This window comes from Aliigemmobacter aestuarii, assembly GCF_004799285.1.
GTDB lineage: Bacteria > Pseudomonadota > Alphaproteobacteria > Rhodobacterales > Rhodobacteraceae > Aliigemmobacter > Aliigemmobacter aestuarii.
In genome coordinates, this window is the sequence record NZ_SSND01000001.1 from 1,048,887 (window position 1) to 1,073,499 (window position 24,613).

At 66.5% G+C, this 24,613-nt stretch carries 30 protein-coding genes and 1 tRNA gene; 11 read left to right on the top strand and 20 right to left on the bottom strand.

Going from position 1 to position 24,613, the window contains the following annotated elements:
- Positions 1-6 precede the first annotated feature (6 nt).
- From sdhA to E7811_RS05060, 4 genes are read left to right on the top strand one after another with little or no spacing between them, the layout of a single operon-like run.
- Positions 7-1,809: a succinate dehydrogenase flavoprotein subunit gene (gene sdhA, locus E7811_RS05045; protein WP_136393464.1), complete on the top strand. Its 1,803-nt coding sequence runs from the start codon at positions 7-9 to the stop codon at positions 1,807-1,809.
- Complete coding sequence (locus tag E7811_RS05050) at positions 1,809-2,144, top strand: hypothetical protein (protein ID WP_136393465.1); 336 nt, start codon at positions 1,809-1,811, stop codon at positions 2,142-2,144. Before sdhA ends, E7811_RS05050 begins: the two co-directional genes overlap by 1 nt.
- Positions 2,145-2,152: 8 nt before the next feature.
- Positions 2,153-2,455, top strand: a complete 303-nt coding sequence (locus E7811_RS05055) for a hypothetical protein (protein WP_246020219.1) — start codon at positions 2,153-2,155, stop codon at positions 2,453-2,455.
- Positions 2,456-2,458: 3 nt separating this feature from the next.
- Positions 2,459-3,238, top strand: a complete 780-nt coding sequence (locus E7811_RS05060) for a succinate dehydrogenase iron-sulfur subunit (RefSeq protein WP_136393467.1) — start codon at positions 2,459-2,461, stop codon at positions 3,236-3,238.
- Positions 3,239-3,297: 59 nt separating this feature from the next.
- On the opposite strand, the gene ureG is transcribed toward E7811_RS05060, so the two are convergent.
- From ureG to E7811_RS05105, 9 genes are all read right to left on the bottom strand, one after another.
- Positions 3,298-3,930 carry an urease accessory protein UreG gene (ureG, locus tag E7811_RS05065; protein WP_136393468.1) on the bottom strand — a complete coding sequence of 211 codons (633 nt, stop codon included), beginning with the start codon at positions 3,928-3,930 and terminating at the stop codon, positions 3,298-3,300.
- Positions 3,927-4,604, bottom strand: a complete 678-nt coding sequence (locus E7811_RS05070) for an urease accessory protein UreF (protein WP_246020221.1) — start codon at positions 4,602-4,604, stop codon at positions 3,927-3,929. Before E7811_RS05070 ends, ureG begins: the two co-directional genes overlap by 4 nt.
- On the bottom strand, positions 4,552-5,064 hold the full coding sequence (ureE, locus tag E7811_RS05075; protein WP_136393470.1) for an urease accessory protein UreE: 513 nt from the start codon (positions 5,062-5,064) through the stop codon (positions 4,552-4,554). Before ureE ends, E7811_RS05070 begins: the two co-directional genes overlap by 53 nt.
- Before the next feature lie 49 nt (positions 5,065-5,113).
- A complete protein-coding gene (locus E7811_RS05080) occupies positions 5,114-5,278 on the bottom strand; it encodes a DUF1127 domain-containing protein (RefSeq protein ID WP_136393471.1) in 165 nt (54 codons plus the stop codon).
- 208 nt (positions 5,279-5,486) lie between these two features.
- Entirely contained in the window at positions 5,487-7,193 is a 1,707-nt protein-coding gene (gene ureC, locus E7811_RS05085) for an urease subunit alpha (protein ID WP_136393472.1), read from the bottom strand.
- 3 nt (positions 7,194-7,196) lie between these two features.
- Entirely contained in the window at positions 7,197-7,502 is a 306-nt protein-coding gene (locus E7811_RS05090) for an urease subunit beta (RefSeq protein ID WP_136393473.1), read from the bottom strand.
- A complete protein-coding gene (locus tag E7811_RS05095; RefSeq protein WP_136393474.1) occupies positions 7,499-7,699 on the bottom strand; it encodes a hypothetical protein in 201 nt (66 codons plus the stop codon). Before E7811_RS05095 ends, E7811_RS05090 begins: the two co-directional genes overlap by 4 nt.
- A gap of 12 nt (positions 7,700-7,711) precedes the next feature.
- Complete coding sequence (locus E7811_RS05100; RefSeq protein ID WP_136393475.1) at positions 7,712-8,014, bottom strand: urease subunit gamma; 303 nt, start codon at positions 8,012-8,014, stop codon at positions 7,712-7,714.
- Positions 8,011-8,865 (bottom strand): urease accessory protein UreD, encoded by an 855-nt coding sequence (locus tag E7811_RS05105; protein ID WP_246020223.1) that lies wholly within the window; start codon positions 8,863-8,865, stop codon positions 8,011-8,013. Before E7811_RS05105 ends, E7811_RS05100 begins: the two co-directional genes overlap by 4 nt.
- Before the next feature lie 209 nt (positions 8,866-9,074).
- Here E7811_RS05105 and E7811_RS05110 point away from each other — a divergent pair, with 209 nt between their 5' ends.
- Together E7811_RS05110 and E7811_RS05115 are read left to right on the top strand one after the other, a co-directional pair.
- Positions 9,075-9,290: a hypothetical protein gene (locus E7811_RS05110; RefSeq protein ID WP_136393476.1), complete on the top strand. Its 216-nt coding sequence runs from the start codon at positions 9,075-9,077 to the stop codon at positions 9,288-9,290.
- A gap of 54 nt (positions 9,291-9,344) precedes the next feature.
- Positions 9,345-10,208: an urea carboxylase-associated family protein gene (locus E7811_RS05115; RefSeq protein ID WP_136393477.1), complete on the top strand. Its 864-nt coding sequence runs from the start codon at positions 9,345-9,347 to the stop codon at positions 10,206-10,208.
- A 71-nt stretch (positions 10,209-10,279) separates the two neighbouring features.
- Here E7811_RS05115 and E7811_RS05120 read toward each other — a convergent pair whose 3' ends face one another.
- The 6 genes from E7811_RS05120 to E7811_RS05145 form a co-directional block, all read right to left on the bottom strand.
- Positions 10,280-11,263 (bottom strand): aldo/keto reductase, encoded by a 984-nt coding sequence (locus E7811_RS05120; RefSeq protein WP_136393478.1) that lies wholly within the window; start codon positions 11,261-11,263, stop codon positions 10,280-10,282.
- The gene (locus E7811_RS05125; RefSeq protein WP_136393479.1) at positions 11,260-12,582 is read right to left on the bottom strand and encodes a serine hydroxymethyltransferase; all 1,323 of its coding nucleotides are present in this window, start codon (positions 12,580-12,582) and stop codon (positions 11,260-11,262) included. Before E7811_RS05125 ends, E7811_RS05120 begins: the two co-directional genes overlap by 4 nt.
- Positions 12,583-12,591: 9 nt before the next feature.
- The gene (gene deoD / locus E7811_RS05130) at positions 12,592-13,296 is read right to left on the bottom strand and encodes a purine-nucleoside phosphorylase (RefSeq protein ID WP_136393480.1); all 705 of its coding nucleotides are present in this window, start codon (positions 13,294-13,296) and stop codon (positions 12,592-12,594) included.
- A gap of 57 nt (positions 13,297-13,353) precedes the next feature.
- Positions 13,354-13,707 (bottom strand): DUF6455 family protein, encoded by a 354-nt coding sequence (locus E7811_RS05135; RefSeq protein ID WP_136393481.1) that lies wholly within the window; start codon positions 13,705-13,707, stop codon positions 13,354-13,356.
- A gap of 140 nt (positions 13,708-13,847) precedes the next feature.
- On the bottom strand, positions 13,848-14,498 hold the full coding sequence (locus tag E7811_RS05140; RefSeq protein ID WP_136393482.1) for a GntR family transcriptional regulator: 651 nt from the start codon (positions 14,496-14,498) through the stop codon (positions 13,848-13,850).
- Between the two features lie 51 nt (positions 14,499-14,549).
- Entirely contained in the window at positions 14,550-15,236 is a 687-nt protein-coding gene (locus E7811_RS05145) for a M48 family metallopeptidase (RefSeq protein WP_136393483.1), read from the bottom strand.
- A 135-nt stretch (positions 15,237-15,371) separates the two neighbouring features.
- Between E7811_RS05145 and E7811_RS05150 the strand changes: the two genes are divergently transcribed.
- Positions 15,372-15,707, top strand: coding sequence for a TIGR02300 family protein (locus tag E7811_RS05150; protein ID WP_136393484.1), 336 nt, complete (start codon positions 15,372-15,374; stop codon positions 15,705-15,707).
- Positions 15,708-15,800: 93 nt separating this feature from the next.
- Positions 15,801-15,876, top strand: a tRNA-Ala gene (locus E7811_RS05155).
- Positions 15,877-16,122: 246 nt separating this feature from the next.
- On the opposite strand, the gene ade is transcribed toward E7811_RS05155, so the two are convergent.
- Complete coding sequence (gene ade / locus E7811_RS05160) at positions 16,123-17,829, bottom strand: adenine deaminase (protein WP_136394236.1); 1,707 nt, start codon at positions 17,827-17,829, stop codon at positions 16,123-16,125.
- A gap of 127 nt (positions 17,830-17,956) precedes the next feature.
- Between ade and E7811_RS05165 the strand changes: the two genes are divergently transcribed.
- The gene (locus E7811_RS05165) at positions 17,957-18,874 is read left to right on the top strand and encodes a DMT family transporter (RefSeq protein ID WP_136393485.1); all 918 of its coding nucleotides are present in this window, start codon (positions 17,957-17,959) and stop codon (positions 18,872-18,874) included.
- Positions 18,875-18,883: 9 nt separating this feature from the next.
- Here the strand turns inward: E7811_RS05165 and E7811_RS05170 are convergent, their stop codons facing one another.
- The 4 genes from E7811_RS05170 to E7811_RS05185 form a co-directional block, all read right to left on the bottom strand.
- The gene (locus E7811_RS05170) at positions 18,884-19,501 is read right to left on the bottom strand and encodes a nucleoside triphosphate hydrolase (RefSeq protein ID WP_136393486.1); all 618 of its coding nucleotides are present in this window, start codon (positions 19,499-19,501) and stop codon (positions 18,884-18,886) included.
- Positions 19,498-20,274, bottom strand: coding sequence for an ATP-binding cassette domain-containing protein (locus tag E7811_RS05175; protein WP_136393487.1), 777 nt, complete (start codon positions 20,272-20,274; stop codon positions 19,498-19,500). Before E7811_RS05175 ends, E7811_RS05170 begins: the two co-directional genes overlap by 4 nt.
- A complete protein-coding gene (locus tag E7811_RS05180; protein ID WP_136393488.1) occupies positions 20,274-21,347 on the bottom strand; it encodes an ABC transporter permease in 1,074 nt (357 codons plus the stop codon). The genes E7811_RS05175 and E7811_RS05180 overlap by 1 nt, the downstream gene beginning before the upstream one ends.
- A 148-nt stretch (positions 21,348-21,495) precedes the next feature.
- Entirely contained in the window at positions 21,496-22,509 is a 1,014-nt protein-coding gene (locus E7811_RS05185) for a sugar ABC transporter substrate-binding protein (RefSeq protein WP_136393489.1), read from the bottom strand.
- Positions 22,510-22,754: 245 nt separating this feature from the next.
- On the opposite strand from E7811_RS05185, the gene E7811_RS05190 reads away from it, so the two are divergent.
- Positions 22,755-23,204, top strand: coding sequence for an RbsD/FucU family protein (locus tag E7811_RS05190; protein WP_246020225.1), 450 nt, complete (start codon positions 22,755-22,757; stop codon positions 23,202-23,204).
- A gap of 93 nt (positions 23,205-23,297) precedes the next feature.
- A complete protein-coding gene (locus E7811_RS05195; protein WP_136394238.1) occupies positions 23,298-24,446 on the top strand; it encodes an ROK family transcriptional regulator in 1,149 nt (382 codons plus the stop codon).
- Positions 24,447-24,613 lie beyond the last annotated feature (167 nt).

Genomic DNA, 24,613 nt, shown 5'->3' on the forward strand with positions numbered 1-24,613 from the left:
ACCGAAATGACTGCTTACCCTTACGAGACGCATGATTATGACGTCGTGGTCGTCGGCGCGGGCGGTGCGGGTCTGCGCGCGACGCTTGGCATGGCCGAACAGGGCCTGCGCACGGCCTGCGTGACCAAGGTCTTCCCGACCCGGTCGCACACCGTGGCGGCGCAGGGCGGCATCGCCGCCAGCCTTGGCAACATGGGGCCGGACAGCTGGCAGTGGCACATGTACGACACCGTGAAGGGGTCGGACTGGCTGGGCGACACGGACGCGATGGAATACCTCGCCCGTGAGGCGCCAAAGGCGGTGTACGAACTGGAACATTACGGCGTGCCCTTCAGCCGCACCGAGGAAGGCAAGATCTATCAGCGCCCCTTCGGCGGCCATACCACCGAATACGGCGAAGGCCCGCCCGTGCAGCGCACCTGCGCCGCAGCCGACCGCACCGGCCACGCGATCCTTCACACGCTTTACGGCCAGTCGCTGAAGCAGAAGGCGGAGTTCTTCATCGAATATTTCGCGCTGGACCTGATCATCACCGACGGCGCCTGCACCGGCGTCGTGGCATGGAAGCTGGATGACGGCACGATCCACGTCTTCAACGCCAAGATGGTGGTCCTCGCCACCGGCGGCTATGGTCGCGCCTATTTCAGCGCAACCTCGGCCCACACCTGCACCGGCGACGGCGGCGGGATGGCGGCGCGTGCGGGCCTGCCCTTGCAGGACATGGAATTCGTGCAGTTCCACCCCACCGGCATCTACGGTTCGGGCTGCCTGATCACCGAAGGCGCCCGCGGCGAGGGCGGCTATCTGACCAACTCGAACGGCGAACGGTTCATGGAGCGCTATGCGCCCACCTACAAGGACCTTGCCAGCCGCGATGTCGTCAGCCGCTGCATGACGATCGAGATCCGCGAAGGCCGCGGCGTGGGCGCGGATGGCGACCACATCCACCTGCACCTCAACCACCTTCCGCCGGAAACCCTGCACGAACGCCTGCCGGGGATTTCGGAAAGCGCCAAGATATTTGCCGGCGTCGACGTGACCAAGGAACCGATCCCGGTCCTGCCTACCGTGCATTACAACATGGGCGGCATTCCCACGAACTATTGGGGCGAGGTTCTGGCGCCGACGAAGGACAATCCCGACGCCGTCTTCCCCGGCCTGATGGCCGTGGGCGAGGCGGGCTGCGCCTCGGTGCACGGGGCGAACCGTCTTGGTTCCAACTCGCTGATCGACCTTGTGGTGTTCGGCCGCGCCGCCGCGATCCGCGCGGGCGAAATCGTGAACCCGAAGGACCGCAACCAGCCCGTGAACATCGCCGAGGTCGACCGCTGCCTGTCGCGCTTCGACGCGCTGCGCCACGCCAAGGGCACCGTGCCCACCGCCGACCTGCGTCTGGAAATGCAGAAGACGATGCAATCTGATGCCGCCGTCTTCCGCACCGACAAGACGCTGGCCGAAGGGGTCGAGAAGATGGCCGGGGTGGCCGCGAAGATGGATGACCTCAAGGTCACCGACCGCAGCCTGATCTGGAACAGCGACCTGATGGAAACGCTGGAACTGACCAACCTGATGCCGAACGCGCTGGCCACGATCGTGGCGGCCGAGGCGCGCAAGGAAAGCCGTGGCGCCCATGCGCACGAGGATTATCCGAACCGCGACGACGCGAACTGGCGCAAACACTCGCTGGCCTATGTCGATGGGGCGAAGGTGTCGCTGGCCTACCGGCCGGTGCATCTTGAACCGCTGACCAAGCCGGAAGAAGGCGGGATCGACCTGAAGAAGATCGCGCCCAAGGCGCGGGTCTACTGATGCCGGTCGCGGCGGGCATCCGGTGGATCGGGGGCGCGGCGGTGGCCGTGGCCCTGACCGCTTGCGCGCCGCAGGACATCGCCGCCAAGGTCACCGATCGTGCCGCCGAAAGCGTGGTACGCGCCGCGATCAAGGGGTCGTTGTCCGAGGCTCAGAGGGATACCGCCACGCGCTGCATCGTTACCAACGCGACGGCCGGGGAACGCAACACCCTGGCCCGCGACGTGGGGGCTTATGCCGGAACGCTGACCGTGGCGAATATCCGCACCATCCTCGACCGTCCTGCGACGCAGGCCTGTCTTTCCGCGGCATCGCTGCCGCCCATATCGACATGAGGCCGCAGATGATGGCCCGCTCCGCAACGATGCTGAGCCTTGCCTCGGTCCTTCTGGCCGCATGCGGGCCGATGACCGTGGAACAGGCCGAGCGCGCCTGTTTCGAACGCGCGCGCCTTGCCGAACGCCCGCGCGGCATGGTCGCCGTCGGCGCCGGATCGGGCGGTGTCGGGGGCAAGGTCAATGTCACCATCACCTCGGACTTCCTGCAGGGCCGCGACCCTTCGGCAGTCTATGACGCCTGCGTCTTTCAGAAATCCGGCCAGCCCCCGCGGCAGCCTCTCTATTCCCGCTATGACTGGAAGGGATAACCCATGGTCCAACTCACCCTGCCCAAGAATTCCACCGTCCGCACCGGCAAGACCTGGCCAAAGCCGGAAGGCGCGAAGAACCTGCGCAAGTTCCAGATTTACCGCTGGGACCCGGACACCGGGGAAAACCCGCGCGTCGACACCTATTTCATCGACATGGACAAGTGCGGCCCGATGGTTCTGGACGCGCTGATCAAGATCAAGAACGAGATCGACCCCACGCTGACCTTCCGTCGGTCCTGCCGCGAGGGGATCTGCGGTTCCTGCGCGATGAACATCGACGGGATCAACACGCTGGCCTGCATCTACGGGCTGGACGAGGTGAAGGGCGACGTGAAGATCTATCCGCTGCCCCACATGCCGGTGATCAAGGACCTGATCCCCGACCTGACGCATTTCTATGCCCAGCATGCCTCGATCATGCCGTGGCTGGAAACCAAAACCAACCGCCCGGCCAAGGAATGGCGCCAGTCGATCGAGGATCGGAAAAAGCTGGACGGCCTTTATGAATGCGTGATGTGCGCGTCCTGCAGCACCTCTTGCCCGTCCTACTGGTGGAACGGCGACAAGTACCTTGGCCCGGCCGCGCTGCTGCATGCCTATCGCTGGATCATCGACAGCCGCGACGAGGCCACGGGCGAACGTCTGGACAACCTGGAAGACCCGTTCAAGCTGTATCGCTGCCATACGATCATGAACTGCGCCAAAACCTGCCCGAAGGGGCTGAATCCTGCCAAGGCGATCGCCGAGATCAAGAAGATGATGGTCAGCCGCGTCGTCTGACGCGCCCGGAACGGAATGACAGGAAACGCCCGGCATCGCCGGGCGTTTTCCGTTCCGCCTCAGCCAGCAGGCGGGGCCAGGTCAAGCCCGCCCTCGCCCTCCAGGAACGCCACAACAGCATCCACGCCGGCACCGTGCCGGAGCGCCGCCATCACATAGGGGCGCGGCCCTCGCGCCGCCTTCGTGTCGGCCTCCAGAAGCGCGGGATCGACGCCCACATGTGGTGCAAGATCGGTCTTGTTCACGACCAGCAGATCGGACCGCGTCACCCCCGGCCCCTTCTTGCGGGGAATGTCCTGCCCGGCCGCGGTGTCGATCACATAGATCGACAGATCGACGAGTTCGGGGCTGAAGGTCGCGGCAAGGTTGTCGCCCCCGCTTTCGATCAGGATCAGGTCAAGGTCGGGAATGGCCGCGCGCAGGTCGGCAACCGCCGCGAGGTTGATCGAGGCATCCTCGCGGATCGCCGTGTGCGGGCAACCGCCGGTTTCCACCCCGCGGATGCGTGTGGCGGGCAGGGCCTGCGCCCGCGTCAGATACTCGGCATCCTCGCGCGTGTAGATGTCATTGGTGATCACCGCCATCGAACAGCGCCCGGCAAGGGCCCGGCACAGCCGTTCTGTCAGCGTCGTCTTTCCCGCGCCCACCGGGCCGCCAATTCCCACACGCAGCGGGCCATTCGTTCGGGTCATGACCGGAAGATCCTCACGTTCAGGGTTTCGTGCCGCATCGCGGCCAGATCGGCGCCGATGGTGGTCGCGCCGATGTCCTCGGGGCCAAGCCCGGCGGCTTCCTGCGCCAGCGCAACGATATCGGTGGCCAGACCCGACAGGATGGCCTGCCCCGCGCTTTGCCCGAGCGGGATGAATCGGACCCCCGCCTGCACAAGTTGCGCGGCAAGCCCGTGCAGCCACAGCGCCAGAACCCCCTCCGTGGGCACCGACAGGCCCGCCGTCGCCGCCCCGACCGCCACGGCAAGCGGCATGTCGGGCAGGTCGCGGCCGGTGATCGGCCGGATCTGCGCAAGGAAGGCCCGGCCCTGTTCCTGCATCTCGGTCGCGCGTTCCGCAGAGGTCGCATAGGCCAGCGCCAGATCCGAAAGCCGGGTCAGGTCGGCGTCCGGTCGTCGCGCAGCGGCCAGAAGGATCGCATCCGCCCGCCCGGAGCCGTGCACCAGCACATTTCCCACCCAGTCGGCCAGGCTTGCGGCATCCCGCACCTCGCCATCGACAATCGCTGTTTCCAGACCCTGCGAATAGGCAAAGGACCCGATCGGGAAGGCCGGGGAAAGCCACTGCACCAGATGCAGGTCATCAATGGTGGTCATGCGGGCCATGCGGATGCGGATGCCCGTGATCGTGGTCATGGCCGTGATCGTGGCCCATCGTGCGCCCGTGGCCATAGGCCCCGCCCTCGGGCCGGAACGGGCCGGACATCGGCGTGACCACTGCCCCCAGACCGCGCAGCATCCGTTCCAGAACGTGGTCCTGACGGATCAGCAGGCGGCCCGGCTGGATCTCGCAGGGTGTGTGGCGGTTGCCGATATGCCAGGCCAGACGCGGCAGATCGCCCGTCACCTGAAGGATCGGCTCGGGCGCTGCGGTGACACGGATCAGGCGGCCATCCTCCAGTTCGAAGGCATCGCCGTCCTCAAGGCTGACGGTTTCGGCCAGATCGACCAGAAAATCCCGCCCGCTGGTTTCCCGCAGCCGCTTTCGCCGCAGGATCCGCGCGTCGTAATCCAGAAGCACGACCCCGTCGAAAGGTTCGCCCGGCGCCAGCGCGCGTCGGATCGAATGGGCGCGAAGCAACCTGTCCCTCAGCATGTCGCGTCCTCCCCTTTCAGGGTGGCGCGAATGCACAAGCGGTGCGCGGTCAGATTCTGTTGGCGAAGATCCGGCCAACCATTTCGGCGCGATTGGTTCCGCGCGCGGCAAGTTCCGCGTCCGTAAGCGCGTTCAGCCTGCGCACCGAATCCATCTGCGGGCCGGCCTCTGCCATCCGCACCAGCGCCGCGCCGATGGCGGAAAGGGTCTTCATGATGACGCCCTGCGAAGGACGGGATGGGGATGCGATATCCAGATGTGCCACGGCAAACTCCTGTCGTCCGGTTCAATCCTGTCTCCCTCTCCGGTGAAGATGATGCGCGTCTTGGGTCAATACAACTGACATATCTGCCTTGCCCCGTTGCGACGGATGCAAGGCTCATGGGTGACGGTACCGGCGGCGTGGTCATCTCGGTCGTCCTTCAGAACAGGAAATACCGCTGTGCCAGCGGCAGGTCGGTGGCCGATGCGCAGGTCAGGATCTGGCCATCCGCGCGGACCTCGTAGGTTTCCGGGTTCACCTCGATCGTTGGTGTCGCGGCGCTCAGCACCATGTCGGCCTTGCCGATCCCGCGCGTCCCGGCCACGGCGAGACATTCCTTGCCAAGGCCAAGCCGCCCGCGCACGTCCGCCTCCATCGCGGCGGCGGAAACGAATGTCACGGCGCTCGCCTCGCGCGCGCGGCCCATCGCCCCGAACATCGGGCGCGAATAGACCGGCTGCACGGGGATGGACCCGTTCGGGTCGCCCATCTGCGCGACCGCGATCATCCCCCCGACCAGGACCATTTCGGGTTTCGCCCCGAAGAAGGCGGGCGACCACAGCACCAGATCGGCGCGCTTGCCTTCCTCGACCGATCCCAGATGCGCCGATACCCCGTGCGCGATGGCCGGGTTGATCGTGTATTTCGCCACATAGCGGCGCACGCGCAGATTGTCGTTCTGGCCCTGTTCGCCCTCAAGCCGCCCGCGCTGCACCTTCATCTTGTGGGCGGTCTGCCATGTCCGGGTGATCACCTCGCCGACCCTGCCCATGGCCTGGCTGTCCGACGAGATGATCGAGAACGCCCCCATGTCATGCAGGATGTCCTCGGCTGCGATCGTCTCGCGCCGGATGCGGCTTTCGGCAAAGGCCACGTCCTCGGGGATCGACCGGTCCAGGTGATGGCAGACCATCAGCATGTCGAGGTGTTCCTCGATCGTGTTGACGGTGTAGGGGCGGGTCGGGTTGGTCGAGGACGGGATCACGTTCGCCGCCCCGACCACGCGGATGATGTCGGGTGCGTGGCCCCCACCGGCGCCTTCGGTGTGGAAGGCGTGGATCGTGCGCCCGCCGATCGCGGCCAGGGTGTTTTCGACAAAGCCGCTTTCGTTCAGCGTGTCGGTGTGGATCATCACCTGCACGTCCATCTGATCGGCGACCCCGAGGCAGCAATCGATCGCGGCGGGCGTGGTGCCCCAGTCCTCGTGCAGTTTCATCGCGCAGGCCCCGGCGCGGACCATCTCGACCAGCGCGTCGGGCCGGCTGGCGTTGCCCTTGCCTGCAAGGCCCAGGTTCACCGGCAGGCTGTCGAAAGCCTGAAGCATCCGCCCGATGTGCCAGGGCCCCGGCGTGCAGGTCGTGGCAAGCGTGCCATGCGCAGGCCCCGTGCCACCGCCCAGCATGGTGGTGATGCCGGAATGGATCGCATCCTCGACCTGCTGGGGGCAGATGAAATGCACATGCGCATCAAAGCCGCCCGCCGTCAGGATACGTCCTTCGCCTGCGATGATCTCGGTCCCTGGCCCGATGACGACCGTGACACCGCCCTGGGTGTCCGGATTGCCCGCCTTGCCGATCTTGTGGATGCGGCCGTCCTTCAGGCCGACATCGGCCTTGTAGATGCCGCTGTGATCCACGATCAGGGCATTGGTGATGACCGTATCCATCGCCCCTTCGGCACGGGTGAACTGGCTTTGCCCCATCCCGTCGCGGATGACCTTGCCGCCCCCGAACTTGACCTCTTCGCCATAGGTCGTCAGGTCGCGTTCGACCTCGATGATCAGGTCGGTATCGCCAAGGCGGACCCGGTCGCCGGTGGTGGGTCCGTACATGGCGGCATAGTCGGGGCGGGAAATCCGGGTGGCCATCGGTCAGAGATCCCCCATCACCTGCGCGTTGAAGCCGAAGACCCGGCGCGCGCCGCCGTAGGGCACCAGCCGCACCTCGCGCGTCTGGCCCGGCTCGAACCGCACGGCGGTTCCCGCGGCGATGTCCAGCCGCCGCCCACGCGCCGCCGCCCGGTCGAAGGACAGCGCCGGGTTCGTTTCGGCAAAGTGGTAATGGCTGCCCACCTGCACCGGACGGTCGCCGGTATTGGCCACCATGAGGCTGATCACCGGAAGCCCGGCGTTGATCTCGATCTCGCTCGAGGCCGGCAGGATTTCACCGGGGATCATTTGCGCCGCCCCTTCCGGGCAAGGACCACCACCGCCACGGGCAGCACCAGAACCGCCAGCGCGGCGGCCAGATGATCGGGTTCCAGAAGCGCGTGGATCAGGGTTGCCACCATCCCTTCGGAATGATCCCCGGCATGGGCGTGGGCAAGAACCGGGAACAGCAGGGTGGCAAGGGCGGGGCAGGCAAGACGCAGCATGGAAACGACCTTTCAGCGGATCGGATGGTGAACGGTGACAAGCTTGGTTCCGTCGGGAAAGGTCGCCTCGACCTGGACCGAATGGATCATCTCGGGGATGCCGGGCATGCATTGATCAGCGGTGATCACATGCGCGCCCGCCTGCATCAGGTCGGCCACGCTGCGCCCGTCACGCGCGCCTTCCACCACGAAATCGGTGATCAGCGCGACCGCCTCGGGGTGGTTCAGCCTGACGCCGCGCGCAAGCCTTGCGCGCGCCACCATCGCGGCAAGGCTGACCAGCAGCTTTTCGCGTTCGCGAGGGGTCAGGTTCATGTCTCGTCTCCCGTCACCTGCCAGACCCGCGGGACACATCGCCCCAGCGTCCGGACCATCCGCGCCATCTGGATCTTCATCGGCCAGCCATCCGAAGCCGCCAGCCGCAGGATGCATCGGCCGTCCCATCCAGAAACGGCCACCGTTGCCCCCGCCAGCACAGGCACCGCGCGCAACCGGCTTACGGCCGTTTCGGCCCCCGGCGCGATCAGCGCGATGACAGCGAAGGCACGCGCCTGACCCAGTAGCGCGGGGGATGACGCGCGATGCAGCCAGTCCGGCGTGATCCGGATCGCCTCGGCCCAAAGGGGCCGGCCCTCGCGAAGGACCATGCGCCGGTCGGTCAACCGCGCGGCGCGGGGCGCCTCGCCCATCGCCCGGCGGCCCAGCACAACGGCCTCGGCCATCAGGCAGGCGGCGTCGGGGGCAAGTGTCACGCGCGTCTCGCGGTCGAGCCATGCATCCTCGAACAGGATGGTTTCCTGCGGCAGCCAGTCGACCGTCGCGCCTGCCCCCACGGTGATATTCACCTCTGCGCGCGCAGGCGCACCGCGACCGGCATAGGCGCGTTCTGCGGTCTGCGTCGTGCTCTGCACGGAAGCGCCGGGACCGACCTGCAGGTCGTAGGCAATCCGGTCGCCATCGGTCAGCCCGCCCGAGGTGTTCAGGAATACGACCTGGGGAACATCGCCTGCAACCCTTGGCAGAAAGGCCTTGCCCGATCCCCGCTGCGCCAGATCGGTCAGCCGGTTGCGGCCTGCGCGGCGGTCGATGGCAACCGACGCGCGGCCGTGACTGCGTTCGGCGACAGGCAGCGAGAGGTCGGGGCAATGCAGCATCCGGCGGGCCATCCTTTCCCGAAGGATGCTGCGCGATGGCGGGGGACGGTTCACCGGTTCGCGCGGCAAACGCGATGCGGGCGCGGGCGGGCGACCCGCAAATGCCCATCTGTTGGGCAGATTGCCCGATCCGCAGGCAGGTAAAGATCGGCGCCGTCTTTACCTTGGCAACCGGCGGGCCTAAGCCGTCGGTCGCCGACCCCCGCCCGGAAGCCCACCCGATGCCGATTCTGCTTGTCGTCCTTCTGATCGCCGTGCTGGCCTTTGCCTGGGTGTCGCGGCGTGGCTCGACGCTGACCCGGTCCTGTCGCTGGCGGCAGGATCGGCGGGCGGGTGCGGATGTCTGGCGCTGTGCCGCCTGCGGTGCGCTGATGCACCGACCCGATGGACGCGCGCCGAATGACTGCCTGCGCGATCATCCTGAAAAAGCCGATTGACCATCGGGGCGCGGGCTTTCACCGTAGGCTGTGCATCCTCAGCCACGAAAGACCATGAAGCTTCAGGCCCCCGAACACCCCGCCCCCGCAGATGCCGCCGCGCGCAAGGCCATCGCCCCGGTGATCTGCTACCCCGTCGAAGGCCTTCCGCAGCCGGACCTTGCCGCCTATCGCGCCGCCCGTGACGGCTGGACCCGGACCGCCGAAATCCTTGTCCCTCCGCGCGAGGCGCGTTCCTTCGACGTGCCCGCCGGGCATTTCTTCCGCATCACCTCGGTCGAAGGGCCGCAGGTGGGCGACCTGAACCTTTGGAATGCGCATGATCTGGGCGAACGGTTCTTTTCCGGCAAGACCCGCGCCCTGCACGGCACCCACCTGTCGACGGGCGACAGGATGTGGTCCTGCCTGCCGCACATGCGCCCGATCGCCACGATCACCGACGACACGCTGGACTGGTACGCATTCGACGCCTTCGGGGGGTCGGTTCATGACGTGATCGGCACGCGCTGCGATCCCTACACGCACGCGCTTCTGTCCGAGGGCGGCCAGTATCATCATTGCTGCCATTCCAACCTGACGCGCGCGCTGTCCGCGCGGACGGGCCTTCCGCCGCATCAGGCCGAGGTGCATGTGCATGACGTTCTGAACGTCTTCATGTGCACCGGATTCACCCGCGACACCGGGCAGTATTTCATGAAGGCAAGCCCGGTGCGGCCCGGCGACCATCTGGAATTCTTCGCCGAGATCGACCTTCTGGGCGCCCTATCGGCCTGCCCGGGCGGGGATTGTTCGGCGGAACATTCCTCGGACACGGCGGCCTGCCATCCGCTTCTGGTCGAGGTCTTCGCGCCCAAGGAGCCGCCCGCCGGATGGGTGCCGCCCGGCGCGAATGCCTATGACCGGACGCATGGGATTTGACAGGTCAGGGGGGGGCGGCCTGCCCCCGCGGGATGCATCCGGCCCTGCCCCCGCGCTTGCGGGATCGGCGATCAGCAGTAACGTTCCACGGTCGAGGCCTGGTCGTCGCTGTAACGGTCGCCATAGGCCCATCCCGCGGGCAAAAGACGGTCAATCGCGGCGCGGTCCTCGTCGGTCAGGGTGATTTCGGCAGCCCCGGCCCAATCGGCAAGATGGGCCGCCGTCCGCGTCCCCGGAATCGGGATCAGGTGTTCGCCCTGGTCCAGCACCCAGGCCAGGGCCAATGCGGGCGGGGTCACGCCGCGATCGGCGGCATAGGCGCGAAAGCCTTCCAGGATCGCGCGGTTCAGCGGCCAGTTCTCGGGCAGGAAGCGCGGGATCTTCAGGCGGAATTCGCCGGGCGCCATCAGCGCCGGATCGGGCATCGTGACCCCGAGCGCCCCCCGCGCCAGCGGCGAAAAGGGCACGAAGGCCACGCCCAGTTCGGCGCAGGTGCGGATCATCCCCAGATCGGCCTGCCGCGACCACAGCGAATATTCGTTCTGCACCGCCGTGACAGGCGTCACCGCATGGGCGCGGCGCAGCGTGTAGGGCGCGATTTCCGAAAGCCCCCAGCCGCCGATCTTGCCCTCGTCGATCAGGCGGCCCATCGTCTCGGCCACCTCCTCGATCGGGCGGGTCTGTTCGTGACGGTGCAGGTAGAACAGCGCCACATGATCGACCCCCAGACGCCGCAGCGAGCCTTCCAGTTCCGCCCGCAGGTAGGCGGGCGCATTGTCGACGCCGCGGGGCGGGCCAGACACGATCCCGGCCTTGGTGGCGATCGACACCTGCGGGTGCCGCGTCCGCAGCCATTCGCCGATCACCGTTTCCGAAATGCCGTTGCCATAGATGTTGGCCGTATCCAGAAGGTCGATGCCGTGATCCACCGCCGCATCGAGGCAGGCAAGGCTTTCCGCCGTGGTCGTGGGGCCGAAGATGCCCCCGAAAGACAGGCAGCCCAGCCCGATGGCCGATACCGACGGGCCCGAGGCGCCCAGTTTCCGTTTCTTCATTCCGTCCTCATGTAGTGCAGGCCCGTAAAGCGCGACCGCATCGCGCGGGTGCGCGGCGCCACGCTTTCCGGGTCGTTCGACCGCAGGCCCTCGGCGATCAGCGCGGCAAGGGCGGGCGCGTCGGCGGGCGTCACGCCTCGGCGCACCAGTTCGGGCGTTCCGATCCGAAGGCCGTTCAGGTCGCCCTCCACCTCGGGCAGCGGCAGGCCGATGCCACAGGCCAGGAACCCCGCACGCCGCAGCCGTTTCGATGCCGCCTGACCGCCGCCAAAACCTGCGGCCTCGATGGCGAACTGGTGGCTGTCGGTCATGCCCCGATCTGCGGCAAAGACCGGCAAGCCCTGTTCGGCCAATGCCCCGGCCAACGCGCGCGCCAGATCGACCATCGCCCGTGCATAGGCCGCGCCATGCTCGCGCCAGTCCAGCAGCGTGATCGCCAGAGCCGCCGATTTCGCCGCGTCGAAATTCGCCGTCATGCCCGGAAAGGCGATGTGGTCCAGCCGTTCGGCGATTTCGGCATCGTTCGTCACGATCAGCCCGCCGGCAGGCCCGCCAAGGGACTTGTAGGTGCTCATCGTCATCAGGTGCGCGCCCTGTGCCAAGGGGTTGGCCCAGACGCCGCCCGCGATGATCCCGCATTGATGCGCCGCGTCGAACAGGACCTTCGCGCCGACCTCGTCGGCGATGGCCCGGATGTCCGGAACCGGATGGGGAAACAGGTTCAGGCTGCCGCCGATGGTAATGATCTTCGGTCGCACCCGGTGGGCAAGGTCGCGCAATCCGTCCAGATCGACGGAATAGCCATCGGCATCGACCGGCGCGGCATGGATGACAAGCCCGTAAAGCCCCGCGCATCCCGCCCGGTGATGGGTGACATGCCCGCCCACGGCCGGCGGCGGCGCGATGATCGCATCACCGGGCTTGGCCAGCGCCATGAAGCCGTAAAGATTGGCCAAAGCACCCGATCCGACCCGGATTTCGGCATGGCTGGCAGCAAAGGCCTCGGCCGCCAGTTCGGCGGCGATCACCTCGATTTCCTCGATCGCCTCAAGGCCCATTTCATACTTGTCGCCCGGATAACCCAGCGAGGGGCGCGAACCCAGACCCCGCGCCAGCGCCGCCTCGGCCGCAGGGTTCATTACATTGGCCGCGGGGTTCAGGTTGAAGCATTCGGCATCGTGGATTTCCAGATTGCGCCGGATCAGCGTGTCGATCCGGTTTGCGATCTTTGACGATGGCGCGGCGACGGCGGCGGCAATCTGCTGCACGCGGGTCTCGCATCGGGCGGGCACCCAGGGGCGGGGGGCAAGACGGGGCATGGCGCGACCTCAGGCGAAAGCCGCCGTCAGGGCAATATCGACCATGTCACCGAAAGACCGTTCGCGATCTTCGGCTGGCAGGGCTTCATGCGTCAGGATGTGATCCGAGATCGTCAGCACCGCCAAGGCGCGCCGTCCGTAGCGGCGGGCAAGCGTGTAAAGCTCGGCCGCTTCCATCTCGACCGCAAGAACGCCATGGCGCTGCATCTGGTCGGACAAGTCCTGCCGTTCGTCATAGAACGTGTCCGAGGAATAGATCGCCCCCGCATGGATGCCGATGCTGCGCCCCTGCCCGGCCTCCCACGCGGCCTTCAGCAGACCGAAATCCGCAGTGGGCGCAAAGTTCAGTTCGCGAAAGATCGTGCGCGAAGGGCTTCCCGCCGTGCAGCAGGCCTGCGCCAGAACCACGTCGCGGACCTTCACATGCGGCTGAAGCGCCCCTGCCGACCCGATCCGGATCAGCGTCTGCGCGCCATAATCCCGGATCAGTTCGTTCACATAGATCGACAGCGAGGGCATGCCCATGCCGGTGCCGTGGATCGTCACGCGATGCCCGTTCCAGGTGCCCGTATAGGCCAGCATGCCCCGCACCTCGTTCACGCAGACTGCGTCCTTCAGGAAGGTCTGCGCCGCCCATCGGGCCCGGTAGGGATCGCCCGGCAGAAGAACGGTTTCGGCAATCTCGCCAGGTTTCGCACCGATGTGAAAGGTCATGGGGGCCTCCGCGTTTTCTTGCAGAAGCCTAGTCGGCGGCGCGACGCTGCGAAAGGGTCAAACCGCGGCGCGCGCGGCAAGGGCGTCGGCGTTCGGGCAGAAGCCGCGCGCCTCTTCCGGCCCGCCCTCGGCGCCCGACAGGAACGCCCGGCACGGCCCGAGGCTGCCGCAACCCGCGCAGGCCCGCATCATCGCCGCATAGTCCGCCGCCGATGCCTGCAGATCGGCATGGGACAGACCGAAGACCGCTGCCATCCGGTCCATGCGGTCGGGGATTTCTTGCGGAACCGTGACGAAGAATTCCAGTTGCGCCCGCGTCATCCCCAGATCGGCCAGATCGGCCTCGGACAGCGCGCGCACCTCGCCAAGCTGGCGCCGACGGGCGGAAAGGGCGGAAAGGAAATCGAACATGGGGGTCCTCCTCGGATGCGTTCCCCCTTCGCCTATTCCCGGGCACGGGCCATCGACTTGATCGGGATCAAGACAGGGTGACGGCCCCACGCGAAGTGGCCGAATTCTTCGTCAGAATTCGTCATCGCGACGAAAATCCGTCATCCCGCCAGATATCGCAGACCCTGCGTCACATCGGTTCGCACCGCCAGCCGCAATCCCGGCTCGTCCCCGGCGCGCAGCGCGGCAAGGATCAGGCGGTGATGCTGGGGCGGTTCGTTGCGGCGAAGCCGGGAATAGAGCGCCCGCATCGTCGGCCCCAGTTGCAGCCAGACGGTTTCCAGGATGGCCAGCATCGCCGGTGCCTGGGCGCGCAGATAAAGCGTGCGGTGAAACTCCAGGTTCGTCCGCACATAGGCGACCGCATCCTGCTTTGCCACGGCCTCGGCGTTCAGGGCATTGATCGCGGCCAGTCGGTCGATCAGCGCGAAATGGGCCCGCGGCAGGGCACGGGCGGCCAGTTCCGGCTCCAGCAGCGCGCGAATCGCCGCCAGTTCCTCGATCCGTTCGGGTGACAGTTCCGGCGTGGTGACCCGGCCCGAGGCCGACAGGGTCAGCGCGCCCTCGGCAACCAGGCGGCGCACCGCCTCGCGCGCGGGGGTCATCGACACGCCGAAAGTCTTGCCGATGCCACGCAGCGTCAGCGCCTGCCCGGGGGCAAGTTCGCCATGCATGACCTGCGTGCGCAGGCTGCGGTAGACGCGTTCATGCGCGGAGGCATTGGCATCAGGGGTGCGTGCAGGTTTCAGCATGACAGCCCGCACCTGATCATTGCGACCGGGGCCGGGTCAATCCCCGACCGGTCAGGAACCGAACCGGAAGGCATGCAGTTCGGTCCCCCGCGTCTTCAGCCAGCGGCGCGGCGTCTGGTAGCCGGGATAAAGCCGGGCCACCACCGCCCAGAAGGCAGGAGAATGGTTCATCTCGGCCAGATGGGCGACTTCATGGGCGGCGACGTAATCCAGCACCGGCAAGGGCGCCATGATCAGGCGCCAGTTGTACATCAATCCGCCCTCGGCAGTGCAGGACCCCCAGCGCGAACGGGTGTCGCGCAGCGTGATCGACCGATACCCCAGGCCCAGCACCGCGGCATGCCGGTCCGTGGCTTCGGCCAACCTGTCGCGGGCGCGCACCTTCAGAAAGGCGGCAAGCCGCGCGGGCACCTGATCGGCATGCCCCGGCACGGCCAGCGATTCGCCCTCGAGCCGCACCGACCGCCCCTCTCCGGGCATGATCAGCCGCGGCACACCTTCGACCGGAAGCCAGGCCCCCGGCGCGACGGGCGGAACATCGGGCAGGGACTTAAGCGCGCGGCGGATCCAGTCCTCCTGCGACAAGGCGAACTGAAACGCCTCACGCTCCGAGGCGCGGGCCGGCATCGACAACGTCACACGGCCGTCAAGCCGCGACACACGCAGCGAAAACCGCCGCGCACGGGGCGAACGGCGCAGGGTGATCTCGACAGGCGGGCTTCCGGGAATGACGGGCATGGACGGTTCTTGATTTGCGGGGCCAGAATAGCCACCTTGCGCTTCGCCACAATGGGTGCGAAAGGCTTTGACAGCCGAAACGGCTTGTGGCAAGCGACCACGACTCAAGACATCCGATCAGCCAAGGGGAAGACCATGCCCAAGGAAGAATGGGGCACCAAGCGCGTTTGCCCGACCACCGGAAAGCGGTTCTACGACCTGAACCGGACCCCGATCGTCAGCCCCTACACGGGCGAGATCGTGGATATCGAAAGCGCCCGCCGGAAACTGGCCGCCTCGGTCGTAAGCCGCGCCGCCAGCGTCAAGGACGACGACGTGCTGGTCGACGATCTGGATACCGATGACGATCTGCTCGAGGCCGACGTCGCCGACGATTCGGATATCGATGACGATCTGCTGGAAGACGATGCCGACGACAACGTCTCGCTGGACGATCTGGCCGATGTCGCGGGCGACGAGGAAGACGTCTGATCTTTTCGGAGGGGGCCGCAACTTTCCGCTTGCAGCCCCCTGCCACCTACCCTAAATAGCCTTCGCGCACCGGGAACGGCGCGCTTCTCCGGTGGGGTCATAGCTCAGTTGGGAGAGCGCTTGAATGGCATTCAAGAGGTCGGCGGTTCGATCCCGCCTGGCTCCACCAAATTCCACCACGAAAGGCCGCCCCTCGGGGCGGCCTTCGTCATTTCCGACCGCGAAGGCGTTTCCGGAACAAGGGGGCACTGCCCCCTCGCCGCCTGAGGCGGCTCACCCCCGGGATATTTGCGCCAAAGTGAAGCAAGTTTGGCTCAAATTGTCTTTCAACCTGGCGAAAATACCCTCGGGGGGTGAATTTGGCGCAGCCAAAGAGGGGGGCAGACAGCCCCCCTTTCCCATCCGCCGGAACGCATCAGGGGATCACCTCGAACCGGTCCACGTCGACCATGCCGTGATCAGTGATCTTCAGATGGGGAATCACCGGTAGCGCAAGGAAGGCCAGTTGCAGGAAGGGTTCCTCCAGGGTCACACCGAGCGACCGCGCGGCGGCCCGAAGGGCGGTCAGGTCGTCGCGTACGGCTTCGAAGGGCTTCAGGCTCATCAGGCCGGCGACCGGCAGGGCGAGTTCTGCCAGGACCTTTCCACCCTCCACCACGACGAAGCCACCCTCGATCTGGCCCAGGCGGTTTGCCGCAAGCGCCATGTCGGCATAATCCGCGCCGACCACCGCGATATTGTGGTGATCATGGCAGACGGTCGAGCCGATCGCCCCCCGTTTCAGACCGAATCCCCGCACGAACCCCGTGGCGCGGTTGCCGTTCCGGCCATGCCGTTCGATCACCGCGATGCGGATCAGGTCACGCAGGGTATCGGGCTTCTTGTCGCCATCTGCGGGGGGGATGTTCTCGGTCAGATATTCGGTGATGATCTTGCCTGGCAGGATGCCGATCACCGGGGTTTCGGCACGGTTGCCGCCGCAGCGGAAGTGATGCGGCTCGACCGGCGGTGCCTTGACCGAATGGCGCGCCACAGGCTCCACCATGCTGCGGGCCGCGAAGGCGGTGTCATCCGCGACCACCCCGCCCGCCACGACCATCGCGGCATGGCAGCTTTCCAGCGCGTCGATCACAACGATATCGGCGCGCTTTCCCGGCGCGATCAGGCCGCGATCCTTCAGCCCGAAGGCTTCTGCCGCGGAAAGCGACGCGGCGCGGTAAACCGCCAGTGGCGGGCAGCCCAGGGCGATCAGGCTGCGGATCATGTAATCCAGATGTCCATGTTCGGCGATGTCGAGAGGGTTCCTGTCATCGGTACACAGGCACAGGAACGGCGCGTGGCGTTCCGTCAGGATCGGGGCCAGCGCGTGCATGTCCTTCGACACAGACCCTTCACGGATCAGCACGCGCATCCCCTTGCGCAGCTTTTCCAGCGCCTCTTCGGCTGTCGTGGCCTCGTGTTCGGTGCGGATCCCGGCGGTGATGTATCCGTTCAGGTCCGCCCCGCGCAACAGCGGCGCGTGGCCGTCGATGTGACGGCCCTGCCAGGCCTGAAGCTTCGCCATCGCGCCCGCGTCCTGCATCAGAACGCCGGGGAAGTTCATGAACTCGGCAAGACCGATCACGCGGGGATGATCCATGAGGGGGATCAGGTCCGCCGCCTCCAGCCGCGCGCCGGCGGTTTCCATATGCGTTGAGGGCACACAGGACGACAGCTGTACGCGGATGTCCATCACCGTGTGGCAAGACGCGTCGAGGAAATAGCGGATGCCATCCAGACCCGCGACATTGGCGATCTCGTGCGGGTCGCAGATCGCGGTCGTCACGCCCCGCGGGCAGACGCAACGATCGAATTCGTAAGGTGTGACCAGGCTTGATTCGATATGCAGGTGCGTGTCGATGAAGCCCGACACAAGCACCTTGCCCGAAACATCGATTTCCCGCCTGCCGTCATAGCGGCCGAAGGTGCCGACGATGGTGTCACCGCAGATCGCCACATCCGTTTCCACCAGTTCCCCAGTGATGAGGTCGAACATCCGACCGCCCTTAAGGACCAGATCGGCTGGCTCGGCGCCCCGGCCCTGGGCGATGCGGGCCCCCAGAGGGGCGTTCGGCGTGATCATCGGCATGCGGACACCTCTTTCTTGCCGTGCAAGCCTGTCGCGCGGCGCGGGCGGCGTCCAGCCCCTTTCGGCTTGAACTCGGGGGGCGGGGGTGGTTCACCTTTTGACGAACAGGAAAGGAACGCCCATGCGCCCCTTGCGCGGCATCGGCCTGAAGCTGGCCTCGGTTCTGGTGTTCATCGTGATGGCCGCGATGATCAAGGCCACCTCTGCCCATGTGCCCGCAGGACAGGCGGTCTTTTTCCGGTCGCTGTTCGCCATTCCGGTGATCGTCACCTGGCTTGCGCTCCGGCGTGAACTGCGCACGGGGCTGAGGACGGCCAATCCGATGGGGCATGTCTGGCGCGGGCTGGCGGGAACGCTGGCGATGGGGCTGGGGTTTGCCGGGCTCGGCTATCTGCCGCTGCCGGAGGTGACGGCGATCGGCTATGCCGCGCCGCTTCTGACGGTGATCTTCGCCGCCATGTTCCTGGGCGAGGAGGTCCGCTTGTTCCGCATCCTGTCGGTTGCCCTTGGCCTGACCGGCGTTCTGATCATCGTCTCGCCCCGGCTGACCGTTCTGGGCGGCGACAACGCCAGCCACCGCGAGGCCTTCGGGGCGATGCTGGTTCTGGGGGGGGCGGTCTTTGCGGCGCTGGCGCAGGTCTTCGTGCGCAAGCTCGTGCAGGTCGAAAAGACCGCGGCGATCGTCTTCTACTTCTCGCTCACCGCCACCGTGCTGTCGCTCGTCACCCTGCCCTATGGCTGGGTGGTGCCGACCCCGCGCGAGGCGGCGATTCTTGTCGCGGCGGGGTTGATGGGGGGGGTGGGGCAGATCCTGCTGACATCAAGCTACCGCGAGGCGGATGCCTCGCTGATCGCGCCCTTCGATTATGCCTCGATGATCTTTGCCCTGCTGATCGGATACTTCGTCTTTGCCGAGGTTCCGACCCTGACGATGCTGGGCGGGGCCGCGCTTGTGGTGGGGGCGGGAATTCTGATCATCTGGCGCGAACGCCAACTTGGCCTCGAACGCGCGCGCCAGCGCAAGGCGATGACGCCCTGAACCAGGCGGTCAGCCCGGCTGGCGCAACCGGACATCCGCCAGGCGCGACCCGTGCATCACCCGGCGCACATTCGGCATGTCGTTGCCGTCGATCCAGGCCCGCGCGGCCTCTGGCGTCTTGCCGTGATGGGCCCACCGCGCCATCAGGCGCCGGTCGAGTTCGGCCTCGGGGACGTCGATGAAGGCGGTCAGGTCGAAGTGCCTTGCAAGGCCTTTCCAGGGCGCCTCGTCCAGCAGCAGGTAATTGCCCTCGACGATCAGGATCCGGTCTTCGGGGCCGACGATATCCGCCCCGGCCCGGCTGATTTCCAGATCGCGGTCGAAGATCGGGATCGCCACCTCGGCCTCGGTGGCAAGCCGGCCCAGAAGATGGGCAAAGCCCGCCACGTCGAACGTCTCGGGCGCACCCTTGCGGTCGCGCAGCCCGCGCGCGATCAGCACCCGGTCATCATAGTGGAAACCATCCATCGGAACGACGCGCGCACCGGCGCCAAGCCGCGCGGCCAGATCGGCGGCCAGCGTGGATTTCCCCGCGCCGGGCGGCCCGGCAAGGGCGGCGATGAACCGCCCCTGCCCTTTCTCTGCGGCACGGGCGCGAACAAGATCGGCCAGCGCCTGCGGGGTCATGCGGCCTCTTCCACGCCGTCGGGCAGCTTTGCCCCGGTCATGAAGGCCACCGCGTCTGACATGGTGTGATCCTTCGGGTCGATCACGCAGAGCCTGCGCCCGAGACGATGGATATGGATGCGATCCGCCACCTCGAAGACATGCGGCATGTTGTGGCTGATCAGGATGATCGGGATGCCCCGTGCGCGCACGTCGCGGATCAGTTCCAGAACCCGGCGGCTTTCCTTCACGCCCAGCGCGGCGGTCGGTTCGTCAAGGATCACGACCTTCGATCCGAAGGCCGCCGCCCGCGCCACGGCCACGCCCTGACGCTGCCCTCCCGACAGGGTTTCCACGGCCTGGTTGATGTTCTGGATCGTCATCAGGCCAAGCTCGTTCAGCTTCTCGCGGGCGAAGCGTTCCATCGCCGGACGGTCGAGCTGGCGGAACAGACGGCCCATCACGCCGGGTTTGCGCAGCTCGCGCCCCATGAACATGTTGTCCGCGATCGACAGCGCGGGCGACATGGCAAGCGTCTGATACACCGTCTCGATCCCCGCGCCCCGCGCATCCAGCGGAGAGCCGAACGCAACCTGCCGCCCCTCCAGCCAGATCTCGCCCTCGTCGGGCACGACAGCACCCGACAGCGCCTTGATGAGAGAGGACTTCCCCGCGCCGTTGTCGCCGATCACCGCCAGAATCTCGCCCGGCAGCAGGTCAAAGTCGCAGCGATCCAGCGCGGTGACCTTGCCATAGCGCTTGACGAGGCCGCGGGCTTTCAGAATGGGTTCCATCACGCAGCCACCTTTCTGATCCACTGGTCAACGGCGACCGCGAAGATGATCAGCACGCCGATGAGGAAGAAGGTCCATTGCGGGTCGGTGCCGACAAGGCGCAGACCCATTTCAAAGACGCCGACGATCAGCGCGCCGAAGAACATCCCGACGATGGACCCGCGCCCCCCGAACAGCGAGATGCCCCCGATCACCACGGCGGTGATCGACTGGATGTTGCCCAGCTGGCCGGTCGAGGCCGTGGGCGACACCGAACCGAACCGCCCGATCATCACCCAGCCCGCGATGGCGCAGAACAGCCCCGCCAGCGCATAGACCTGGATCAGAACACGCTTTGTCTGTACGCCGGCCAGTTCGGCCGCGTCGGGATCGTCCCCGACGGCATAAACGTGCCGGCCCCAGGCGGTGGACCGCAGGACATAGGCCATGATCGCCACCAGCGCGATCATCAGGAACACGGCATAAAGCACCTTGACGCCGCCGGCTTCGATCGAGCCACCCCAGAATTGCAGCGCGGGCGCCTGCTCGCCGATGTCCGAGGACCGGATGGTTTCGTTCCGCGAATAGATGAAGTTCGAAGCCAGCAGGATCTGCCAGGTGCCAAGGGTCACGATGAAGGGCGGCAGTTTCAGCCGCGAGATCAGAAAGCCGTTCACCGCCCCCATCGCGGTGCCAAGGCACAGCCCTAGGGCGATGGAAACTTCGGCCGGAAGGCCATAGCGAAAGGTCATCTGCCCCATCAGGACCGACGAAAAGACGGCAATGGCGCCGACCGAAAGGTCGATGCCTGCCGTCAGGATCACGATGGTCTGTGCACAGCCGAGGATCCCCACGATGGCGATCTGCTGCAGGATGGTCGAAAGCGTGGTGGCCTTGAAGAAGTTGTCGGACAGCAGGCCAAAGACAATGAGCGACACCACAAGCACGATCATCGGCACCGCGGACGGCGTCTGATGCAGCCAGTGCTGTATCTTCTTCAGCGTGTTCGTATCCTCGTGGAATTCGGCCACCCTGGAAGACGCGCCCTTCAGGCCTGCCTCGTAGCTGGTGGCGGCTTTGGCTTCGTCAGCCATGTCTACCCCTCCTCCAGGGCACCGCGGTGCCCGGTTGTGATGCCTGGCTGGTCGCCGGGCAGGCGTCCGGTATGACAAGGGCGGCGCGAAAGGCCGCCCTTGGCGTTCAGCTTAAATCAGTTCGGGTTTCGATCAACCGTGCGGGGCATCAGCCCCAGCACAGCTCCAGCCCCTTGGCGCTGTCGATCGATTCCACGCCCTCGACCGGCTGGTCGGTGATCAGGGCGACGCCCGTGTCGAAGAAGTCCTTGCCTTCGGTCGGGGCGGGCTTCGTGCCGTCGGCGGCGAACTTGGCAATCGCCTCGATCCCGAGCGAGGCCATCAGCAGCGGATACTGCTGCGAGGTGGCGCCGATCACGCCGTCCTTCACGTCCTGCACGCCGGGGCAGCCGCCATCGACCGAAACGATCAGCGCGGTCTTGCCCGCGGCCTTCAGCGCCTCGAAGGCACCGGCGGCAGAGGGTTCGTTGATCGTGTAGACGACGTTGATATCGGGGTCCTTGGCCAGAAGCGCTTCCATCGCCTTCAGGCCGCCTTCCTCGTTGCCTGCGGTAACCTCGTTGCCGACGATGCGCGGGTCTTCCTCGTCACCCCATTTGTTGGGGTCCTTGGTGTCGATCCCGAAGCCGGTCAGGAAGCCCTGGTCGCGCAGCACGTCGACCGAGGGCTGCGAGATGGCGAGGTCAAGCATGGCGATCTTGGCGTTGGCCGCATCCGCGCCCATCTTGGCCGCGGCCCACTGGCCGATCAGAAGCCCGGCCTTGAAGTTGTCGGTGGCGAAGGTGGCGTCGGCCGCGTCGATCGGCTCCAGCGGGGTGTCGAGCGCGATCACCAGGATGCCCGCGTCACGGGCGGCCTTGACGGAATCGGTGATCGCCTTGGTGTCGGACGCGGTCAGAAGGATGCCCTTTGCGCCATCCGCGATGCAGGCCTCGATCGCCGCAACCTGGCTTTCATGGTCGCCGTCGATCTTGCCGGCGTAGGATTTCAGCGTGACGCCAAGCTCGGCAGCCTTGGCCTCGGCGCCTTCCTTCATCTTCACGAAGAAGGGGTTGGTGTCCGTCTTGGTGATCAGGCAGGCCGAAACCTCGGCCATCGCCGGGGCGGCCGTCATCATCGCCATGACGGCGGCGCCCGCCAGTGCTTTCGTCTTGAAGCTCATTTTCCGTTCCTCCCGAGAACTCCGGGGCCAATCCCCGGCTTTGCTGAATACTGGTTCTGCCAGCAGCAAGGGCCGCTGCAACGGCTTCAAAAGAACCTGATTCCGGGGTGGGCGTCAAGATAAATAAATCAGAGTGAATTATTATTGACAGCCCCCGCCGCTTTCCCCCACTCTGGCCGGACAAAGGAAACGAATCCGCGCCCGGCCCTGTATCCCGCAGCCAGTCAGGGGCGCGAAGGATGGGGATGTCGGCGATGCTGATCGGTCTGCCTGCGATACTGGGTCCGGACCTTCTGTTCACCCTGCGGGCCATGGGCCACGGCGAGGAAATCGCGATCGTTGACGGTAACTATCCGGCGCAGGACCATGCCCGCCGCCTGATCCGCGCCGATGGCCACGACCTGATCGCCGTCATCGGCGCGATCCTTGCGGTGCTGCCGCTGGACGACCGAGCCGAAGGGGCCATCTTCCGCGCGTCCGAAGGCAATGATCCGACCCGCGCGGGCGACATTCACCGCCGCATCGACGCCGCCTGCGCCCGGCTGGCGCCCGGACATGCCGTCCGGCCGCTGGATGGCGGGGCACTTTATCCCCGTATCCGGGCCGCTCATGCGGTTGTTGCGACAAGCGAGCCTGCGCTTTATGCCAATGTGATCCTGCGCAAAGGGGTCATCGCCCCCGCCTGCGTGACCTGATCCCGGGATGATGCCGTGAAGCCCGACGCCCAGCCCCTTGTCCCAGACCGCGCCGCCGACCCGGCGGGCCATCGCGGCACGAACCAGCAGGGGATGCGGGCACATAACGAAAGGCTTGTCCTGTCGCTGGTGCGCGCGCATGGCGCGCTTGCGAAATCCGACATCGCCCGCATCAGCGGGCTTTCGGCGCAGACGGTCTCGGTCATCATGCGGGCCCTGGAACAGGACGGGCTTCTGCTGCGCGGCGATCCCGTTCGGGGCAAGATCGGCCAGCCTTCCGTGCCGATGTCGCTGGCGCCGGACGGGGCGTTCTTTCTGGGCCTGAAGGTGGGGCGGCGATCGACCGACCTGATCCTGATGGATTTCCTGGGGCGGGTCACGGCCTCGCGCCGCCAAACCTACCCCTATCCCACGCCCGACCCCGTCGTTGCCTTCGTTGCCGAGGCGCTGCCCGCCCTTGTCGCGACCCTGCCCGAGGCCGCGCGGACCCGGATCGGCGGCCTTGGCATCGCGATGCCTTTCCAGATGTGGAACTGGGCGCAATTCGTCGGCGCCCCGCAGGCCGAGATGGACGCCTGGCGCGACCGCGACCTTCAGGCGGAAATCGCCGCACTGGCCGACATGCCCGTCTATGTCCAGAACGACGCCACCGCCGCCTGTGGCGCGGAACTGGTGCTGGGAACGGGCGAACGGGCGCAGGATTTCCTGTATTTCTACCTCGCGCATTTCATCGGCGGGGGGCTTGTCCTGAACGGGCAGCTTTACACCGGACGCACGGGCAACGGCGCGGCGATCGGTTCCATGCCGGTGCCGGGGCCGGATGGCGCCGAGCGCCAGTTGATCAGCGTGGCCTCGCTCGCGACGCTGGAACGCTATGTGGCCGAAGCCGGAAGCGACAGCCGGATGATGTGGGAGCGCCCCGACGGCTGGGACATTCCCGTGCCGGTGCTGGACCGATGGACGGACGAGGCCGCGCGCGGGATCGCCCACGCGATCCTGTCCGCCTCGGCCGTCATCGAGCTTGAGGCGGTGCTGATCGACGGCTGGATGCCGCCTGCCCTGCGCGCCGACCTCGTGACGCGCACGGCGGCCCAACTGGCCGCGCTTGACCTTGCGGGGATCGACGCGCCCGTGATCCGCGAGGGCACGGTCGGGCACGAGGCGCGCACTCTCGGCGCGGCCTCGATCCCGCTGTCGCAGCGCTACCTGATCGATCCGAACGCCCTGCTGATGCACGCCTGAGCCGTTGCGGCACTGCGGCAACCGTGGCGAAAACTGCGTATTCCGGCAGATTTAGCGCTATCGCCGATTGCAGTTCGCTTGACTGGCCAAGGCACTTGACCCAGTAAGGTTGCACCCCATATCGGGCAGAAATCACCGCGACCGACACGATATCAAGACCAGAAGGG

What these genes read in the sequence shown, in the direction of transcription:
- sdhA (WP_136393464.1), top strand. Translation starts at nt 7, where the DNA reads ATGACTGCTTACCCTTACGAGACGCATGATTATGACGTCGTGGTCGTC.
- E7811_RS05140 (WP_136393482.1), bottom strand. Translation starts at nt 14,498, where the DNA reads ATGCTGAAACCTGCACGCACCCCTGATGCCAATGCCTCCGCGCATGAA.
- E7811_RS05105 (WP_246020223.1), bottom strand. Translation starts at nt 8,865, where the DNA reads ATGGCCCGCCGGATGCTGCATTGCCCCGACCTCTCGCTGCCTGTCGCC.
- ureC (WP_136393472.1), bottom strand. Translation starts at nt 7,193, where the DNA reads ATGGCCACCCGGATTTCCCGCCCCGACTATGCCGCCATGTACGGACCC.
- E7811_RS05150 (WP_136393484.1), top strand. Translation starts at nt 15,372, where the DNA reads ATGCCCAAGGAAGAATGGGGCACCAAGCGCGTTTGCCCGACCACCGGA.
- ureG (WP_136393468.1), bottom strand. Translation starts at nt 3,930, where the DNA reads ATGACCCGAACGAATGGCCCGCTGCGTGTGGGAATTGGCGGCCCGGTG.
- E7811_RS05145 (WP_136393483.1), bottom strand. Translation starts at nt 15,236, where the DNA reads ATGCCCGTCATTCCCGGAAGCCCGCCTGTCGAGATCACCCTGCGCCGT.
- E7811_RS05080 (WP_136393471.1), bottom strand. Translation starts at nt 5,278, where the DNA reads ATGAAGACCCTTTCCGCCATCGGCGCGGCGCTGGTGCGGATGGCAGAG.
- deoD (WP_136393480.1), bottom strand. Translation starts at nt 13,296, where the DNA reads ATGACCTTTCACATCGGTGCGAAACCTGGCGAGATTGCCGAAACCGTT.
- E7811_RS05170 (WP_136393486.1), bottom strand. Translation starts at nt 19,501, where the DNA reads ATGACCCCGCAGGCGCTGGCCGATCTTGTTCGCGCCCGTGCCGCAGAG.
- E7811_RS05095 (WP_136393474.1), bottom strand. Translation starts at nt 7,699, where the DNA reads ATGCTGCGTCTTGCCTGCCCCGCCCTTGCCACCCTGCTGTTCCCGGTT.
- E7811_RS05180 (WP_136393488.1), bottom strand. Translation starts at nt 21,347, where the DNA reads ATGGCTGACGAAGCCAAAGCCGCCACCAGCTACGAGGCAGGCCTGAAG.
- E7811_RS05165 (WP_136393485.1), top strand. Translation starts at nt 17,957, where the DNA reads ATGCGCCCCTTGCGCGGCATCGGCCTGAAGCTGGCCTCGGTTCTGGTG.
- E7811_RS05055 (WP_246020219.1), top strand. Translation starts at nt 2,153, where the DNA reads ATGATGGCCCGCTCCGCAACGATGCTGAGCCTTGCCTCGGTCCTTCTG.
- ureE (WP_136393470.1), bottom strand. Translation starts at nt 5,064, where the DNA reads ATGCTGAGGGACAGGTTGCTTCGCGCCCATTCGATCCGACGCGCGCTG.
- E7811_RS05190 (WP_246020225.1), top strand. Translation starts at nt 22,755, where the DNA reads ATGTCGGCGATGCTGATCGGTCTGCCTGCGATACTGGGTCCGGACCTT.
- E7811_RS05185 (WP_136393489.1), bottom strand. Translation starts at nt 22,509, where the DNA reads ATGAGCTTCAAGACGAAAGCACTGGCGGGCGCCGCCGTCATGGCGATG.
- E7811_RS05125 (WP_136393479.1), bottom strand. Translation starts at nt 12,582, where the DNA reads ATGCCCCGTCTTGCCCCCCGCCCCTGGGTGCCCGCCCGATGCGAGACC.
- E7811_RS05090 (WP_136393473.1), bottom strand. Translation starts at nt 7,502, where the DNA reads ATGATCCCCGGTGAAATCCTGCCGGCCTCGAGCGAGATCGAGATCAAC.
- E7811_RS05115 (WP_136393477.1), top strand. Translation starts at nt 9,345, where the DNA reads ATGAAGCTTCAGGCCCCCGAACACCCCGCCCCCGCAGATGCCGCCGCG.
- E7811_RS05060 (WP_136393467.1), top strand. Translation starts at nt 2,459, where the DNA reads ATGGTCCAACTCACCCTGCCCAAGAATTCCACCGTCCGCACCGGCAAG.
- E7811_RS05050 (WP_136393465.1), top strand. Translation starts at nt 1,809, where the DNA reads ATGCCGGTCGCGGCGGGCATCCGGTGGATCGGGGGCGCGGCGGTGGCC.
- E7811_RS05100 (WP_136393475.1), bottom strand. Translation starts at nt 8,014, where the DNA reads ATGAACCTGACCCCTCGCGAACGCGAAAAGCTGCTGGTCAGCCTTGCC.
- E7811_RS05120 (WP_136393478.1), bottom strand. Translation starts at nt 11,263, where the DNA reads ATGAAGAAACGGAAACTGGGCGCCTCGGGCCCGTCGGTATCGGCCATC.
- E7811_RS05070 (WP_246020221.1), bottom strand. Translation starts at nt 4,604, where the DNA reads ATGACCACGATCACGGGCATCCGCATCCGCATGGCCCGCATGACCACC.
- E7811_RS05135 (WP_136393481.1), bottom strand. Translation starts at nt 13,707, where the DNA reads ATGTTCGATTTCCTTTCCGCCCTTTCCGCCCGTCGGCGCCAGCTTGGC.
- ade (WP_136394236.1), bottom strand. Translation starts at nt 17,829, where the DNA reads ATGATCACGCCGAACGCCCCTCTGGGGGCCCGCATCGCCCAGGGCCGG.
- E7811_RS05110 (WP_136393476.1), top strand. Translation starts at nt 9,075, where the DNA reads ATGCCGATTCTGCTTGTCGTCCTTCTGATCGCCGTGCTGGCCTTTGCC.
- E7811_RS05175 (WP_136393487.1), bottom strand. Translation starts at nt 20,274, where the DNA reads ATGGAACCCATTCTGAAAGCCCGCGGCCTCGTCAAGCGCTATGGCAAG.
- E7811_RS05195 (WP_136394238.1), top strand. Translation starts at nt 23,298, where the DNA reads ATGCGGGCACATAACGAAAGGCTTGTCCTGTCGCTGGTGCGCGCGCAT.